Origin of the sequence: Prauserella aidingensis, from assembly GCF_024171865.1 — a bacterium.
Taxonomy (GTDB): Bacteria; Actinomycetota; Actinomycetes; order Mycobacteriales; family Pseudonocardiaceae; genus Prauserella; species Prauserella aidingensis.
In genome coordinates this window covers 36,327-52,517 of record NZ_JAMTCN010000031.1, presented here as the reverse complement: position 1 = coordinate 52,517, position 16,191 = coordinate 36,327, and the positions used below count along the sequence as shown (strand labels likewise).

The 16,191-nt window shown below is 71.4% G+C and carries 12 protein-coding genes; 7 read left to right on the top strand and 5 right to left on the bottom strand.

What is annotated here, in order from left to right:
* Positions 1-394: 394 nt before the first annotated feature.
* Positions 395-1,240: an ATP-grasp domain-containing protein gene (locus LY13_RS22565; RefSeq protein WP_253830557.1), complete on the bottom strand. Its 846-nt coding sequence runs from the start codon at positions 1,238-1,240 to the stop codon at positions 395-397.
* A gap of 41 nt (positions 1,241-1,281) precedes the next feature.
* Positions 1,282-1,605 (bottom strand): hypothetical protein, encoded by a 324-nt coding sequence (locus LY13_RS22560; RefSeq protein ID WP_253830556.1) that lies wholly within the window; start codon positions 1,603-1,605, stop codon positions 1,282-1,284.
* A 121-nt stretch (positions 1,606-1,726) separates the two neighbouring features.
* On the opposite strand from LY13_RS22560, the gene LY13_RS22555 reads away from it, so the two are divergent.
* Positions 1,727-2,698 (top strand): quinone oxidoreductase family protein, encoded by a 972-nt coding sequence (locus LY13_RS22555; RefSeq protein WP_253830555.1) that lies wholly within the window; start codon positions 1,727-1,729, stop codon positions 2,696-2,698.
* Positions 2,699-2,854: 156 nt separating this feature from the next.
* On the opposite strand, the gene LY13_RS22550 is transcribed toward LY13_RS22555, so the two are convergent.
* From LY13_RS22550 to LY13_RS22540, 3 genes are all read right to left on the bottom strand, one after another.
* Entirely contained in the window at positions 2,855-3,472 is a 618-nt protein-coding gene (locus tag LY13_RS22550; RefSeq protein WP_253830554.1) for an FKBP-type peptidyl-prolyl cis-trans isomerase, read from the bottom strand.
* 21 nt (positions 3,473-3,493) lie between these two features.
* On the bottom strand, positions 3,494-5,860 hold the full coding sequence (locus LY13_RS22545) for an ATP-binding domain-containing protein (protein WP_253830553.1): 2,367 nt from the start codon (positions 5,858-5,860) through the stop codon (positions 3,494-3,496).
* 275 nt (positions 5,861-6,135) lie between these two features.
* Complete coding sequence (locus LY13_RS22540; RefSeq protein WP_253830552.1) at positions 6,136-7,164, bottom strand: heme o synthase; 1,029 nt, start codon at positions 7,162-7,164, stop codon at positions 6,136-6,138.
* A 571-nt stretch (positions 7,165-7,735) separates the two neighbouring features.
* On the opposite strand from LY13_RS22540, the gene tkt reads away from it, so the two are divergent.
* From tkt to pgl, 6 genes are read left to right on the top strand one after another with little or no spacing between them, the layout of a single operon-like run.
* The gene (gene tkt / locus LY13_RS22535; RefSeq protein ID WP_253830551.1) at positions 7,736-9,835 is read left to right on the top strand and encodes a transketolase; all 2,100 of its coding nucleotides are present in this window, start codon (positions 7,736-7,738) and stop codon (positions 9,833-9,835) included.
* Positions 9,836-9,855: 20 nt separating this feature from the next.
* Positions 9,856-10,965, top strand: a complete 1,110-nt coding sequence (tal, locus tag LY13_RS22530; RefSeq protein WP_253830550.1) for a transaldolase — start codon at positions 9,856-9,858, stop codon at positions 10,963-10,965.
* A 9-nt stretch (positions 10,966-10,974) separates the two neighbouring features.
* Positions 10,975-12,582 (top strand): phosphoglucose isomerase-related protein, encoded by a 1,608-nt coding sequence (locus LY13_RS22525; RefSeq protein WP_253830549.1) that lies wholly within the window; start codon positions 10,975-10,977, stop codon positions 12,580-12,582.
* Positions 12,579-14,108, top strand: coding sequence for a glucose-6-phosphate dehydrogenase (gene zwf, locus LY13_RS22520; RefSeq protein ID WP_253830548.1), 1,530 nt, complete (start codon positions 12,579-12,581; stop codon positions 14,106-14,108). Before LY13_RS22525 ends, zwf begins: the two co-directional genes overlap by 4 nt.
* Positions 14,105-15,316: a glucose-6-phosphate dehydrogenase assembly protein OpcA gene (gene opcA / locus LY13_RS22515; protein WP_253830547.1), complete on the top strand. Its 1,212-nt coding sequence runs from the start codon at positions 14,105-14,107 to the stop codon at positions 15,314-15,316. The genes zwf and opcA overlap by 4 nt, the downstream gene beginning before the upstream one ends.
* Positions 15,313-16,086, top strand: a complete 774-nt coding sequence (gene pgl / locus LY13_RS22510; RefSeq protein WP_253830546.1) for a 6-phosphogluconolactonase — start codon at positions 15,313-15,315, stop codon at positions 16,084-16,086. Before opcA ends, pgl begins: the two co-directional genes overlap by 4 nt.
* Positions 16,087-16,191: the final 105 nt, after the last annotated feature.

Below are 16,191 nucleotides of genomic sequence, written 5' to 3'. Positions count from 1 at the left end.
GCAACGCCGCATCGTGCAGCCGTGTGCCGTCCGGGGCCAGCCCGATCGCGTGGTGTTCACCCTTGCCGACATCGAGCCCGAGGAACACACCGTAGTCATGATCGCGGTCCATCTACCAGGCCTTTCGCCGCGTCGGTCCTGGTCACCAGTCACGCACCGGTGGTCGGCATCCACGTTACGACGAGACCTCACACCGTGCGGCCGTGTCCCTATTAGCGATCCAGCGATGCACCAAGCCCGGTGACACCACCCCCCCGGATCATGCGTTCGACTGGGGGCATCAGTCATGCCGGACCTGGAGACCAGGAGCCCCTCGACCAAGGAGCCACGAAAAAGGTAACGGGGGGGCGCCGCGGTGACGGCGAGGCGGTGACGGCGAGGCGGAGCGCTGCCGTCAGCGGGACCGGGTGAGCGCAGCCCGCACGGCCGACGCGAACCGTACGGGCGCGTCGGGGTCGGCCTGCCGGAAGCCCAGACTCGGCTCACTCACCTCGAGCTCCAGTACCGCGGGCTCACCCGAGGCGGTCCGCACCAGGTCGACACGCGCGTAGAGCAGCTCGCTGCGGTGCAGGCCGAGACGAACGGCCGCGGCGTCCAGCGCGTCTTCCGCGAGCGCGCGCCACCGACCGTCCGGTGTGGCGGTGCCCAGCTTCTCGGTGACGAACAGCCCCGATTCGTCCAGATCGGCACCGCTGAGCATGGGTCCCTTGGTGAAGGCGTGCGAGTACTGGCCGCCGAAGAACACGAGCGCCGTCTCGCCCTCGCTGTCGACCGCGGGCTGGTACGGCTGGACGACGGCCGTGTAGCCGTCGTCGTGCAACGCCTCCAGGTGCCGGGCCGCGGCCTCGTGTCCGGACGGCGTGAACCGCGCCGCACCGCGCGAGCCCGCACCCACGGACGGCTTCACGACGAAGTCGCGGCCCGGCCACTCCGGCTTCTCCCCCGGCGCGGCGAGTGCGGTCGGCACGACGTCGACCCCGGCCGTGGCGAGGTCGAGCAGGTAGGCCTTGTCGGTGTTCCACCGCACCACGTGCGCCCGGTTCACCAGGCCCGGTACCGACGCGCACCACGCGAGGAACTCCTCGCGTCGCTCGGTGTAGTCCCACGTCGACCGCAGGATCACCAGGTCGGCGGCCGCGAAGTCCTCGGCGGGGTCGTCCCAGACGGCCCATCGCGTGTCGACGCCGACATCGGCGAGCGCGGCCGGAACGGCGTGCTCGTCACCGTCACCCTGCGGCACGCCGGCACAGCCGACCAGCAGGGCCGTACGCGCGGCCGGACTCACGCGCGGGCGCGGGGGCCGGCCATCCTGCGCCGGTGCTCGGCGCCGATCGCCGTGCTGTTCACGGTGTCCGAGTCCCATTCGGCGGCCTCGACGTCGTCGATCGCCTCGACGAGCGCGGCTCCGGTCTCGGGACTCGGCACGACCACGTCGCCCATGGCGCCGTCGGCGCCGACCAGCACGACACGGGCGCCCATGCTCCCGATCCGCTCCACGACGGCGCGGGTCGGCGTGCCGTGCTCGGCGGCGAACGCGCGTGCGGCGGACAGCTGTGCCTTCGTCGGCTCGGCCGGGGTGTTCTCGGTGCTCTCGGTCTCAGCCACGGCGACAGTGTAGGGGTCGGCTCGGCGCCGCGGGTGGGGACGCGCTGCACGTCACGATCATGGCCCGGGCTCTAAGGTCGGAGCCGTCACGTCCGACGAACCTCACCGAGGAGGAAGCCGCATGCCCACAGCCATCCGGATCGAACGCACCGGAGGTCCGGAGGTCCTCACGCCCGCGGACGTCGAGGTGCCCTCTCCCGGACCCGGTGAGGTGCTCATCGACGTCGCCGCCGCAGGGGTCAACTACATCGACACGTATCAGCGCGCGGGCGTGTACTCGATGAACCTGCCCTACACCCCGGGCCTCGAAGGCGCGGGAACGATCGCCGAGGTCGGCGCCGGGGTCACCGACCTAGCGCCCGGTGACACGGTGGCCTGGCAGGGCTATCCCGGCGGGTACGCCCAGCGGGCCGTCGTCCCCGCCGACATCGCCGTCCCCGTTCCGGACGGCGTGCCGGCCGAGACGGCGGCGGCCGTGATGCTGCAGGGCATCACGGCGCACTACCTCGTCAACTCGACCTATCCCGTGAGCGAGGGCGAGACGATCCTGGTCCACGCGGCGGCGGGCGGAGTGGGACTCCTGCTGACCCAGCTCGCCAAGGCGAAGGGCGCCCGCGTGCTCGGCACCGTGTCGACCGCCGAGAAGGAGACGCTCGCGCGCCGCGCGGGCGCCGACGAGGTGATCCGCTACACCGACCGGGACTTCTCCGAGGTGGTCGACGAACTGACCGGCGGCGAGGGCGTTCCCGTGGTCTACGACGGTGTCGGGGCGAGTACGTACGACGCGAGCCTGCGGTGCTTGCGCAGGCGCGGCATGCTCGTGCTGTTCGGCGCCTCGAGCGGTCCGGTGCCACCGATCGACCCGCAGGTGCTCAACTCCGGCGGATCGCTGTACCTCACGCGTCCCACGGCCGCCGACTACGTCGCCACCCGTGACGAACTCACCCGGCGCACCGGGGACCTGTTCTCGGCCGTGGCCGCGGGCACCCTCGACGTACGCGTCGGCGCGCGGTATCCGCTCGCCGACGCGCGCACCGCCCACGAGGATCTCGAAGGCCGCCGCACCACCGGCAAGGTGCTGCTCGTCCCCTGACCGGCGAACGACCCACGGGCATGCGACCGCCCCCAGCGGCTCCTCTCCGGGCTGCTGGGGGCGGCGCTGCGGTATTGGAACAACTGCGGTATTGGAACGACTGCGGCGTCGGAACGAGTGCGGCGTAGGGCCAGCTGCGGCGTGAGGACGGACGCGTCAGGAGATGCCGGTGACCTCGGCGACCACGACGAGGTTCTCACCGGCGAGCGGGTTGCCGCTCTGCTCGGAGTAACCCAGGTCCGGCGGCAGCACGACGACACGCTCGCCGCCCTGCCGGACACCGTCGAGGGCCTGCGGCCACCCGTCGATCTCACCCGCGGGCGCCGAGAGGTCGATCGACGCGGTGCCGCTGTCGGCGACACCACCGTCGGACCAGCCGAACACGGTGTAGTCCAGCTGCACCGTCGACTGGGGCGTCGCGGCCGGGCCGGAGCCGGACGCGAGGTCCCGGGTGACGACCTGTGCCGGGGCGGCGCAGTCGCGCGGGATCTCGACCCGCGGTTCGGCCGACGCGGTGTCGACCGTGATGTCGGCGGCCGCACACGTGGCGGCGCCGTCGCCGCCCCCGGTGTGTCCGCCGCCGGCGCCGTGGGACCCGGCCCCCTCGGAACCCGCACTCTCGGACGCGGCACTCTCGGAGACCGACACGGGTGCGGGCGTGTGCGTGTTCTGCTCGCCCGCCGGCTGGTCGGTCGGTTCCTGCAGGGACGGCGAACACGCCGCGAGCGCCGTGGCGGCGGCCGCCGCGATCAGGATCTTGCCAGCTTTGCGCATGTGCCTACCCTAGCCGCCCGGTCACCGGGCGGTTTGTGCACCTGACACCGCGCTCTCGAGCGCGGCGGGCACCGGACCGGTGTGCACGATCCCGAGCCGTTGGGTGGCACGCGTGAGCGCCACGTACAGGTCGTTCAGACCGCGCGGCGACTCGGCGATGATCTCGTCGGGTGCCACGACGACGACCGAGTCGAACTCCAGCCCCTTCGCCCGGCCCACGGTCAGCACCGACACGCGCTCGGCGTCGATCGCCGGCGAGTCGAACGTCACATCCGCCAGCGCCTCGGGCACGACGACGGCGACCGTGCCGCCGTCCACTTCGGCCAGTTCCCCGTCCACAATGGACTTCAACTCGGCGGCCACGTCGTCGCGGACCGCACAGCGCTGCCACGGCCGCACCCCGGTGTCGCGGACGGACCGCGGCGCCCGCAGCTGCGGATCGATCGCCGCGAGCACGCCCGCGGCGACGTCCATCACCTCGGCAGGAGTGCGGTAGTTCACGGTCAGCTCGCGGAGCCGCCACCGGTCCTCCACGTACGGCGAGAGCACGTCGGCCCACGAGGAACTGCCGCCGCGCGAACCGGTCTGCGACACGTCGCCGACCAACGTCATCGACCGGCTCGGGCAGCGCCGCATCACCGTGCGCCAGTCCATCGCCGACAGCTCCTGCGCCTCGTCGACGATGACGTGCCCGAACGTCCACGTCCGGTCCCGCGCTGCCCGCTGTGCCGCGGTCAGGTTGCTCCGGGCCTCCTGCCGCTCGGCGATCATCTCGGCGTCGAGGACGTCCCGCACCCGGATCTGGTCCTCGTCGAGGATCTCGTCGTCCTGTTCGAGCACGTGCAGCACACCCTCGGCGTACGCGCGTTCCTCGCGTTCGCGGCGCTCACGGCGCTGCCGGGCCTCGGTGTCGTCCTCGCCCAGCAGCTCGGCCAGCTCGTCGAGCAGCGGCACGTCACCGGGGGTCCACCACGAGCCGGGCCTGCGCAGCAACGTGTCGCGGTCGGCGTCGGTCAGCACCCCGTCGGCGGCCGACGCCAGCCGGTCGGCGTCGGTCAGCAGGTCGGCCAGCAGTTCCTGCGGCGTCAGCTTCGGCCACAGCGTGTGCAGCGCAGCCCGCACCGCGCGGTCCTCGGTCAGCTCCTGCCGGATCGTGGCGTAGTCGCGCTCGTCCAGCAGCACGCCGTCGTCGGCCTCGTCCTCGGTCAACGGGATCTCGGGGACGTCGTCGAGCACGCTCGACTCGAGCCGGGACACGGCCTGCTCGGCGAGGGCGTCCAGCAGGGTGTCGACGAACACGCGGCGCGCCACGTTGTGCGGCTTCAGGGTGGCCCGCGCCTTCTCCCGCGCCCGTTCTGCCGTGCGCCGGTCCAGCGTGAGCACGTCGTTGTCCTCGGCGTCGATGCGCATCACGTCGTCGGGCACGGTCTGCCGGTCCCGCACGGCCCGCGCGAGCACGTCCGCCATGTCGATGCGGCCCTTGACCTCCGCGGCCTCCGGGGTGTCGGTCCCGACGGCCTCGAGCCCGGGCAGCAGCTCACCGACCGTGGCCAGCAGCACGCCCGTCTCGCCCAGCGACGGCAGCACCTGGCCGATGTAGCGCAGGAACGTGCTGTTCGGCCCGACGACCAGCACGCCGCGGGTGGTGAGCTGCCTGCGGTAGGTGTAGAGCAGATACGCGGCGCGGTGCAGGGCGACGGCCGTCTTGCCCGTGCCGGGACCGCCCTGGACGACGAGCACCCCGCCCATGTCGGCACGGATGATGCGATCCTGCTCGGCCTGGATGGTCGCGACGATGTCGCTCATCTCGCCCGTGCGGCGCCGCTCCAGCGCCGACAACAACGCCGCCTCTCCCGCCAGCCCGAGGTGGTCGCTGTCGCCCTCGACGCCGAGGGCGAGCACCTCGTCGTCCACGTCCACGACCCGCCGGGTCAGGGTGCGCAGGTGCCTCCGCCTGCGCACGCCGTCCGGCGACGCGGCGGTAGCCAGGTAGAACGGACGTGCCACCGGGGCGCGCCAGTCGATCAACAACGGGCGGTAGTCGTCGGACTCGTCGAACAGCCCCAACCTGCCGATGTACAGCGGCGATTCGACGTCACCGCGGGCGAGCCGCTCGTCGGTGAAGTCGAGCCTGCCGAAGCACAGGCCCTGTTCGACCGACTTCAGCTGTGCCATGCGGTCGCTGTAGGTGGCCGTCGCGGCCTCGCGCTCGGCCTGCGCCTGCGGTTCGCCGTCGTCGACGGCACGGAGGCTCTCCTCGAGCCTGCGGGCGACGAGCTCGCGCTCGGCGTCCAACGCGGCGTACAGGCCGGTGACGTACTCCTGTTCCTCGGCGATCGCAGCGGTCTTACCGGTGTCGGTGGCCCGGTCGTCTGCGGACACGGACAAGGGCGGCGCCTTTCGGACGTGGGGAGGGTTCGGCCGAGGTTCAACGACCGCGGCCGCGCATGAATTCCCGGGAGGCGAGATGAGTAACCCACCCCGCCCCTCGCAACGGCACCCGTCCCCTCACAACTACTCCCTCGACCGAAGGGAGGGGTGGGGTTGGGAGGGGTCGAATCGCGCTGAATCGCGAGGGTAGGGGCGCCTGACTCGCCCGACGGAACGCACCACGATGACGGCGGCGCCCCTGCCCGACCGAGTGCAGTGGCGCGACAAAGAGATCAGAACGGCAGGCCGAGCACCGGCATGCCGATCGCCGCGTCGACGGCGAGCGCGACGAACACGATCATCAGATACGTGTTGGACCGGTGGAACAGCGCCATCGGCTTCGTCTCACGGCCGCGCTTGACGCCCGCGTACAGGCTGTGGGCGTAGAAGAGGAACCACGCGCCCGCCAGTCCGGCGAAGGCGGCGTACAGCCAGCTCGTGGCGGGCACGAGCAGCAGCGTCCAGCCGACCATGACCCACGAGTAGATGACGATCTGCTTGGCCACGTGGAGCGGGCTCGCCACGACGGGCAGCATCGGCACCCCGGCGCGCTCGTAGTCCTCGCGGTACTTCATCCCGAGCGCCCACGTGTGCGGGGGCGTCCAGAAGAAGATGACGCCGAACATGACGAACGCGGGCCATTCGACGGTGCCGGTCACCGCGGCCCAGCCGATCACGACCGGCATGCAGCCCGCGGCGCCGCCCCACACGACGTTCTGCGGCGTCCGCCGCTTGAGCCCGAGCGTGTAGACGAAGATGTAGAACAGGATCGTCGCGATCGCGAGCAATCCCGCCAGCAGGTTGACCGTGCCGTAGAGCAGCGCGAACGACGCGACGCCGAGGGCGAGCCCGAAGATCAGCGCGTTGGTGCGCGGCACGGTGTCCCGCACGAGCGGCCGCTTCTTCGTGCGGTTCATGACCTTGTCGATGTCGGCGTCGACCACACAGTTGAGCGCGTTGGCGCTGCCCGCCGCCATCGTGCCGCCGACGAGCGTCGCGAGCAGCAGCCACGGGTTCGGGATCTCCCGGCCCGCCAGGAACATCGCGGGGATCGTGGTGACGAGCAGCAGCTCGATCACACGCGGCTTCGCCAGTGACGCGTACGCCGCGATCGCACCGCGCACGCCACGCCTGCCGCCGGACGGCCCACCGTCGGGGCCGGCCGCACCCCCGGCCGGGTCGGCACCGTCGACGGTGCTGTTGCCGGCGCTGGTGTGACCACTGCGCCCATGCGGCGGATGCGCAGCGTGCACCAACGACATGTCGCTCCCTGCGTCAGATTCGGGTCGGACCGGCGGCACGGACACCGCACGGCACGGGTCGGCCGTTTCCGTGACAAAGGGTAGTAGAGGCCCCGCAGGCCCCGGCGCACGGCACCCCGGGGCGCAGCGCACGTCACATCCGCGACTCCCCACTCACCGGGACACCGGTCGGGTCACACCGGCGCGCCCGAGGGCGGCGTCGCTGCGCGCGGACTAGGCTGATCACGTCGGCGACGGGGCCGACATCCACCCGGCGAGCACCATGGGCACGCGGCGCCTGATCGATTAAGATCGTGGTCACGATGTCCACGCGGTCGCAACACGTACCCGCTCCGCACCGGACCCTGCGCACGGAGGCGCGTGGAAACGGTGCAGGTGGGAACAACTGGAACGCGGACCGCCGACGCGGGCCACGGCCCGGACGGCACCGCGGACACCGGCACACCAGCGGTGTGCGCCGGACCACAACGTGCGGGTGTGCGAAAGCGGCAGGTGTGGAAGCACCGCGACCGTCGGCACACGACGTGCGTCGAAACAGCTTCAACCAAAGACGATCAGGAGCCGAGTTCTAGTGTCGGAAAACGCCTCGACCGCGGAGAACAACCCCTTGCTGCGCCGGAACTACCCGGCCGACTGGGCCGATGTCGACACCCGCGCCGTGGACACAGTCCGCGTTCTCGCCGCCGACGCGGTCGAGCACTGCGGCAGCGGCCACCCCGGCACGGCGATGAGCCTGGCACCGGCGGCCTACTCGCTGTTCCAGCGCATCATGCGGCACGACCCGGCCGACCCGGAGTGGCCCGCGCGCGACCGGTTCGTGCTGTCGGCGGGCCACTCGAGCCTCACGCTGTACATCCAGCTGTTCCTCGCGGGCTACGGCCTCGAGATGGCCGACCTCGAGCAGCTGCGGAAGTGGGAGTCGAGGACGCCGGGCCACCCCGAGTACCGGCACACCCCGGGTGTCGAGACGACGACCGGCCCGCTCGGCCAAGGCCTGGCCAACGCCGTGGGCATGGCCATGGCCGCCCGTCGCGAGCGCGGCCTGCTCGACCCGGAGAGCCCGGCGGGTGAGAGCCCGTTCGACCACCACGTCTACGTGATCGCCTCCGACGGCGACATCGAGGAGGGCGTCACCTCCGAAGCCTCCTCCATCGCAGGCAGGCAGGAGCTCGGCAACCTCGTGGTGATCTACGACGACAACAAGATCTCCATCGAGGACGACACCAACGTCGCGCTGTCCGAGGACACCGCCAAGCGCTACGAGGCCTACGGCTGGCACGTGCAGGTCCTCGAGGGCGGCGAGGACGTCGTCGCGTTCGAGAACGCGATCGCCGCGGCGAAGGCCGAGACGGAGAAGCCGTCCTTCATCCTGCTGCGCACCGTGATCGGTTACCCGGCGCCGACCAAGATGGACACCGGCAAGGCCCACGGCGCCGCGCTCGGCGCCGACGAGGTCGCCGCCGTGAAGAAGGCGCTCGACTTCGACCCCGAGCGCAGCTTCGTGATCGAGGACGAGGTCCTGGCCCACACCCGCAAGGCGCAGGAGCGCGGCAAGACCGAGCACGCGCAGTGGCAGGAGCGGTTCGACGCCTGGGCCGCGAAGAACCCCGAGCGCAAGCAGCTCGCCGACCGGCTGCGCACCCGGTCGCTGCCGGAGGGCTGGGCCGAGAAACTGCCCACGTGGGAGCCCGACGAGAAGGGCGTGGCCACGCGCAAGGCGTCCGGCCAGGTCCTCAACGCGGTCGCCGACGTGCTGCCCGAACTGTGGGGCGGCTCGGCCGACCTGGCCGAGAGCAACAACACGATCATCAACGGCTCCGACTCGTTCGGCCCGGAGCCCGCGTCGACGGACATGTTCACGATGAACCCGTACGGCCGGAACCTGCACTTCGGCGTGCGCGAGCACGCGATGGGCTCGATCCTCAACGGCATCGCCCTGCACGGCGGCACCCGCCCGTACGGCGCGACGTTCCTCATCTTCAGCGACTACATGCGCCCGGCCGTGCGCCTGGCGGCGCTGATGAAGGCGCCCGTCACCTACGTCTGGACGCACGACTCGATCGGCCTCGGCGAGGACGGGCCGACCCACCAGCCGATCGAGCACCTGTCCGCGCTCCGCGCGATCCCGGGCCTGAGCGTGGCGCGGCCAGCCGACGCCAACGAGACGGCCGCCGCGTGGAAGGCCGCGCTCGAGGACATCCACCACCCGACGGGGCTGGCCCTCACCCGGCAGAACGTCCCGGTGCTCGAAGGCACGAACGCCGACGGTGTCGCCAAGGGCGGTTACGTGTTGGCCGAGGCCTCCAACGGCAACCCGGAGGTCGTGCTCATCGCGACCGGTTCCGAGGTGCAGCTGGCCGTCGAGGCCAGGGCGACCCTCGAGGCCGACGGCGTCGCGGCGAGCGTCGTGTCGATGCCGTGTGTCGAGTGGTTCGACCGCCAGGACCAGGCCTACCGCGACGCCGTGATCCCGCCGACCGTGAAGGCGCGGGTCGCCGTCGAGGCGGGCATCGCCCAGCCGTGGCACCGGTTCGTCGGCGACGGCGGCGAGGTCGTCTCGATCGAGCACTTCGGCGCCTCCGCCGACTACAAGACACTGTTCCGTGAGTTCGGTTTCACCGCGGAGGCCGTGGTCGCCGCGGCCCGCCGCGCGCTGGACAAGAACTCCTGACCGGATTGGGGAATTCTCCGATGAGCACCAACCTTGCGGCTCTGTCCCAGGCCGGCGTGTCGATCTGGCTCGACGACCTGTCCCGAGAACGGATCACCTCGGGCAACCTCGCGGAGCTGATCCGTGACAAGCACGTCGTGGGCGTCACCACGAACCCGACGATCTTCGCGGGCGCACTGTCCGACGGCGAGGCCTACGACGAGCAGGTCCGCGAGCTCGCGGACCGTGGCGCCGACGTGCACGCGGCGGTGCGTGAGCTGACCACCACCGACGTGCGCGACGCCGCGGACGCGTTCCGCGACGTGTACACCGCCACCCACGGCGTCGACGGCCGCGTGTCGATCGAGGTCGACCCCGGCCTGGCTCGCAACACGGACCGGACCGTCGCCGAGGCCGCCGACCTGTGGAAGACGGTCGACCGGCCGAACATCCTGGTCAAGATCCCAGCCACCGAGGAAGGCCTGCCCGCGATCACGAAGACGCTCGCCCAGGGCATCAGCGTCAACGTCACGCTGATCTTCTCGGTCGAGCGGTACCGCGCCGTGATCGACGCCTATTTCGCCGGTCTCGAACAGGCCAAGGCCAACGGCCACGACCTGTCGTCGATCCACTCGGTGGCCTCGTTCTTCGTGTCCCGCGTCGACAGCGAGATCGACAAGCGCCTCGAGGCGATCGGCACCGACGAGGCGCTCGGCCTGCGCGGTGAGGCCGCGATCGCCAACGCGCGGCTCGCCTACGCCGCCTACGAGGAGCTGTTCTCGTCCGAGCGGTGGCAGGCACTCAAGGCCGCAGGCGCCAACCCGCAGCGTCCGCTGTGGGCCTCGACCGGCGTGAAGAACCCGGACTACTCCGACACGCGCTACGTCGACGGGCTCGTCGTCGCAGGAACGGTCAACACGATGCCGGAATCCACGCTCGAGAGCGCGGCCGACCACGCGAACGTCACGGGCGACACGGTGTCCGGCACGGCCGAGCAGGCGCAGGCGGTGTTCGACAAGCTCTCCGCCGCGGGCATCGACATCACCGACGTGTTCATCACGCTCGAGAACGACGGCGTGGACAAGTTCGACAAGTCGTGGTCCGAGCTGCTCGAGACCGTGTCGGGCCAGCTCCAGAAGGCGAAGGGCTGAGGCGCGGACATGAGCGCTCAACAGATCGGGATCACCCTGGATCCCGCACTCGAGGCCGCCGCAGCGCCGCGGCTCAACGCGCTGGTGAGTGACGGAGTCGCGGGCAGGCTCGCCGCCCAGGACTCCACTCTGTGGGGCCCGGCCGCCGAGGCCGAGGCCTCGATCCGCCTGGCGTGGACGACGCTGCACCGCACGTCCCGTCCGCTGATCGGCGAGATCGAGGCCCTCCGCAACGAGTTGCGCTCGGAGGGCGTGGACCGCGTGGTGCTCGCCGGGATGGGCGGGTCGTCGCTCGCGCCGGAGGTCATCACCGCCACCGAGGGCGTGCCGCTCACGGTCCTCGACACCACCGATCCCGCCCAGGTCGCGGACGCGCTCGCGGGCGACCTGGACCGGACGGTGCTGGTGGTGTCGTCGAAGTCGGGCACGACCGTCGAGACCGACAGCCACCGCCGGGTGTTCGCGGCCGCCTTCGAGGAGGAGGGCATCGATCCGGCGCGGCGCATCGTCGTCGTCACCGACCCGGGGTCGCCGCTGGCGGAGCTGGACCAGTGCCGGAAGGTGTTCCTCGCCGACCCGCACGTGGGCGGCCGCTACTCGGCGCTGACCGCGTTCGGCCTCGTGCCCGCGGGCCTGGCCGGTGCGGACGTCGCGCGGCTGCTCGACCAGGCGACGCTCGTCGCCGACACGGTGGCCGCCGACACGCGCGACAATCCGGCACTGCGACTCGGCGCGGCGTTCGGCGCCGCCCACGACGACGGCGCCGAGAAGCTCGTGCTCGCCGACACGGGATCGGGCATCACCGGGTTCGGCGACTGGGCCGAGCAGCTCATCGCCGAGTCCACGGGCAAGCAGGGCACGGGACTGCTGCCCGTCGTCGTCGACGGTCCGGACGCACCCGGGTTCGGCGACACGGGCAAGGACGCCACACCGGTGGCGATCGGCCCGTCGGCCGGCGGCGCGCGGATCGCGGCGGAGGGCCCGCTCGGGGCTCAGTTCCTGGTGTGGGAGACGGCGGTCGCGGTCGCGGGCAGACTGCTCGGGATCGACCCGTTCGACCAGCCCGACGTCGAGGCCGCCAAGAAGGCCGCCCGGTCGCTGCTCGACGACCCGGACACGCTGGGCGCCACGTCCGCACCGGCGGCCGTGGCGGGCGCGGTGGAGGTGCACGCCTCCGCGGGCACGAGCGCCGAGGGCTCGCTGACCGACATCCTGCGGGAGTTCACCGACACGCTCCCCGAGGGCGGCTATCTCGCCGTGCAGGCCTACCTCGACCGGCTCGACGACGCGTCCGCCGCGCTGCTGCGCCCGGAACTCGCCAAGCGCACCGGCACGCAGACCACGTTCGGCTGGGGCCCGCGGTTCCTCCACTCGACGGGCCAGTACCACAAGGGAGGCCACCAGAACGGCGTGTTCCTCCAGCTCACGGGCGCGTCGGAGGAGGACCTCCAAGTACCGGACCGCCCCTACACGTTGGGCACGCTCCAGCTGGCGCAGGCGCTCGGCGACGCCCAGGTGCTCGCGGAGCACGGCAGGCCCGTGCTCCGGCTGCACCTGACCGACCGGGCCGCCGGCCTCGCGGAAGTCATGCGTGCCGTACAGGAGCTCGATCGATGACGCGTAGCTGGACCAACCCGCTCCGCGACCCCAGGGACAAACGTCTCCCCCGCATCGCCGGGCCGTCCAGTCTGGTGATCTTCGGCGTCACGGGCGATCTGTCCCGCAAGAAGCTGATGCCGGCGATCTACGACCTGGCCCACCGCGGCCTGCTGCCCCCGGGCTTCTCGCTCATCGGGTTCGCCCGCCGCGAGTGGGAGAACCAGGACTTCGGCGAGGTCGTCCACGACGCCGTCGCCGAGCACGCCCGGACACCGTTCCGCGAGTCGGTCTGGAACCGGCTCGCGGAGGGCATCCGGTTCGTGCAGGGCACGTTCGACGACGACGACGCCTTCGACCGGTTGGCGCAGACGGTGCACGATCTGGACGCCGAGCGCGGCACGGGTGGCAACACGGCGTTCTACCTGTCGATCCCGCCGTGGGCGTTCCCGATCGTGACCAAGCAGCTCTCCCGCAGCGGGCTCGCCGACTGCGACGAGGACACGTGGCGCCGTGTCGTGATCGAGAAGCCGTTCGGTCACGACCTCGCCAGTGCCCAGGAGCTCAACTCCGTGGTCAATCACGTCTTCCCCGAGGAGTCGGTGTTCCGCATCGACCATTACCTCGGCAAGGAGACGGTGCAGAACATCATGGCGCTGCGGTTCGCGAACCAGTTGTTCGAACCGCTGTGGAACGCTCACTACGTCGACCACGTGCAGATCACGATGGCCGAGGACATCGGTCTCGGCGGGCGGGCCGCGTACTACGACGGCATCGGCGCGGCCCGTGACGTGATCCAGAATCATCTGCTGCAGCTGCTCGCGCTGACGGCGATGGAGGAACCGGTCTCGTTCGAGCCGGGCGCGCTCCGGGCCGAGAAGGTCAAGGTGCTGGGCGCGACGAAGCCGGTCGGCCCGTTCGACGAGACGACGGCCGCCGGGCAGTACTCGGGCGGCTGGCAGGGCGGCAAGAAGGTGCCCGGACTGGCCCAGGAGGCCGGGTTCCGCAAGGAGTCGACGACCGAGACCTACGCCGCGGTGACGCTCGAGGTGCAGAACCGCCGGTGGGCGGGTGTGCCGTTCTACCTGCGCACCGGTAAGCGGCTGGGCAGGCGGGTGACGGAGATCGCCGTCGTGTTCAAGCGGGCGCCGCACCTGCCGTTCGACTCCACCGCGACCGAGGAGCTCGGCGAGAACGCCCTGGTGATCCGGGTGCAGCCGGACGAGGGCGTGACGATGCGGTTCGGGTCGAAGGTTCCCGGCACGACCATGGAGGTCCGCGACGTCACGATGGACTTCGGCTACGGCCATTCGTTCACCGAGAGCTCCCCGGAGGCCTACGAGCGGCTGATCCTCGACGTCCTGCTGGGCGAGCCGTCGCTGTTCCCCGTGAACGAAGAGGTCGAGCTGTCCTGGAAGATCCTCGACCCGATCCTGCGGCACTGGGCCGAGCAGGGCAGTCCCGAGCCGTACGCACCCGGCAGCTGGGGTCCGCCGTCGGCGGACCGGATGCTGGAGCGCACAGGCCGCAACTGGAGGCGCCCGTGATCATCGATCTGCCGTCGACGACGACGTCGCAGCTGAACAAGAAAATGGTGGAGCTGCGGGAACGCGGCGGCGCGGTCGCGCTGGGCCGGGTCCTGACGCTCGTGATCGTCGCGGAGGACGACGAGCAGCTCGAGGACGCGATCGACGCGGCCAACGAGGCCAGCCGCGAGCATCCGTCGCGGGTGATCGTCGTGGCGAAGGGTGTCCGTACGGCGGCGCCGCGCATCGACGGTCAGATCCGCGTCGGTGGCGACGCGGGCGCGAGCGAGGTCGTCGTGCTCCGGCTGTACGGTCCGCTGGCGAATCAGGGGCAGAGCGCGGTGGTGCCGCTGCTGCTGCCCGACGCGCCCATCGTGACGTGGTGGCCGAGCGACGGTCCCAAGTCGCCGATGAAGGATCCCCTCGGCAAGTTGGCCCAGCGGCGGATCACCGATTCGGCGGCCGAGAAGAATCCGATCCGGTCACTGTTGGCCCGGTCGAAGGCCTACACCGAGGGCGACACGGACATGGCCTGGACCCGGCTGACGCATTGGCGGGCACAACTGGCCGGCGCACTGGATCTTCCGCCGTACGAACAGGTGACGGGTGCGACGGTCACCGGCGAGTCGGACTCGCCTTCGACGGAGCTGCTGGCGGGCTGGCTGGCCGCGTACCTGGACGTCCCGGTGACCCGGAACAGGACGTCCCAGGCACAGGGCATCCTCTCGGTCACGCTGGACCGCCCGTCGGGCCCCGTGTCCATCGAACGTCCCGACGGCCGCACGGGCACGCTCACCCAGCCGGGCCAGCCGACGCGGAAGGTGGCGCTCCACCGCCGGGACAATCGCGACTGCCTGGTCGAGGAGCTGCGGCGGCTGGACTCGGACGCGGTGTACGAGGCGTCGCTGCACGGTCTGGCCAAGCTGTCGGGTGGGCGCAACCGCGGTTCCTCGTCGTCGACGACGCGGAAGTCCTCGGGCGCGCGGTCGACCTCGGAGAAGAAGGCCACGTCGGGATCGACGTCGGAGTCGAAGGCCACGTCGGGGTCCGGCTCCACGACGAAGTCCGGGTCGAAGGGCACGTCCACCTCGGCGAAGTCCACCCCCTCGAAGTCCACCTCGTCGAAGTCGACCTCCTCCAAGTCGACGAAGTCCACGGGGAAGGCATCGACGTCGAAGACCTCGTCAACGAGGCGGGGCAGCACGAAGACCGGGAAGGGACGCACATGACCACCACCTCGCGGACGGGCGAGGTCGTCGTCCACTCCGACGCCGACGTGCTGGCCGCGGCGACGGCGGCACGGTTGATCACGGCGCTCGCCGACGCGCAGGCGGCCCGCGGGTCGGCGTCGGTGGTGCTCACCGGTGGCGGCACGGGCATCGCGATCCTCGAGCAGGTGCGCCGCTCCCCCGCCAGGGACGCGGTCGACTGGGCGCGGCTCGACGTCTTCTGGGGCGACGACCGGTTCGTCCCTGCCGACGACCCCGAGCGCAACGAGAAACAGGCCAGGGAGGCGCTGCTCGACCACGTGCCGGTCGACCCGGCCCGGGTCCACGCCATGGCGCCGTCGGACGGCGAGTTCGGCGACGATCCCGACGCCGCCGCGGCGGACTACGCCCGGGTGCTGGCCGCCACGGCCACCGACGGCGACGTCCCGGCGTTCGACGTGATGATCCTCGGCCTCGGCGGCGAGGGCCACACCGCGTCGATCTTCCCCGGCACGCCCGCGGCCCACGAGACCGAGCGGTCGGTGGTCGCGGTCCGGGACTGCCCGAAGCCGCCGCCGACGCGGGTGTCGCTGACCTTCCCCGCAATCCGGCGGGCCACGGAGGTGTGGCTGGTGACCACCGGTGCCGCGAAGGCGGAGGCGGTCGCCGCGGCGCACCGCGGCGCGGGTGAGATCGAGCTGCCGGTCGCAGGTGCCCGCGGCACCGAGCGGACCCGGTGGCTGCTCGACACCGACGCCGCAGCGGAACTCCCCTGGTCACGACACGTGTAGGCGCACTACCCGCAGGTGTGATGCCACCTCCACGCACAGGTGGCATCACACGAAAATCTCGTGCGCGCTGCGTTAACATCCGCACACTTTTTCCCGATTAGGGAG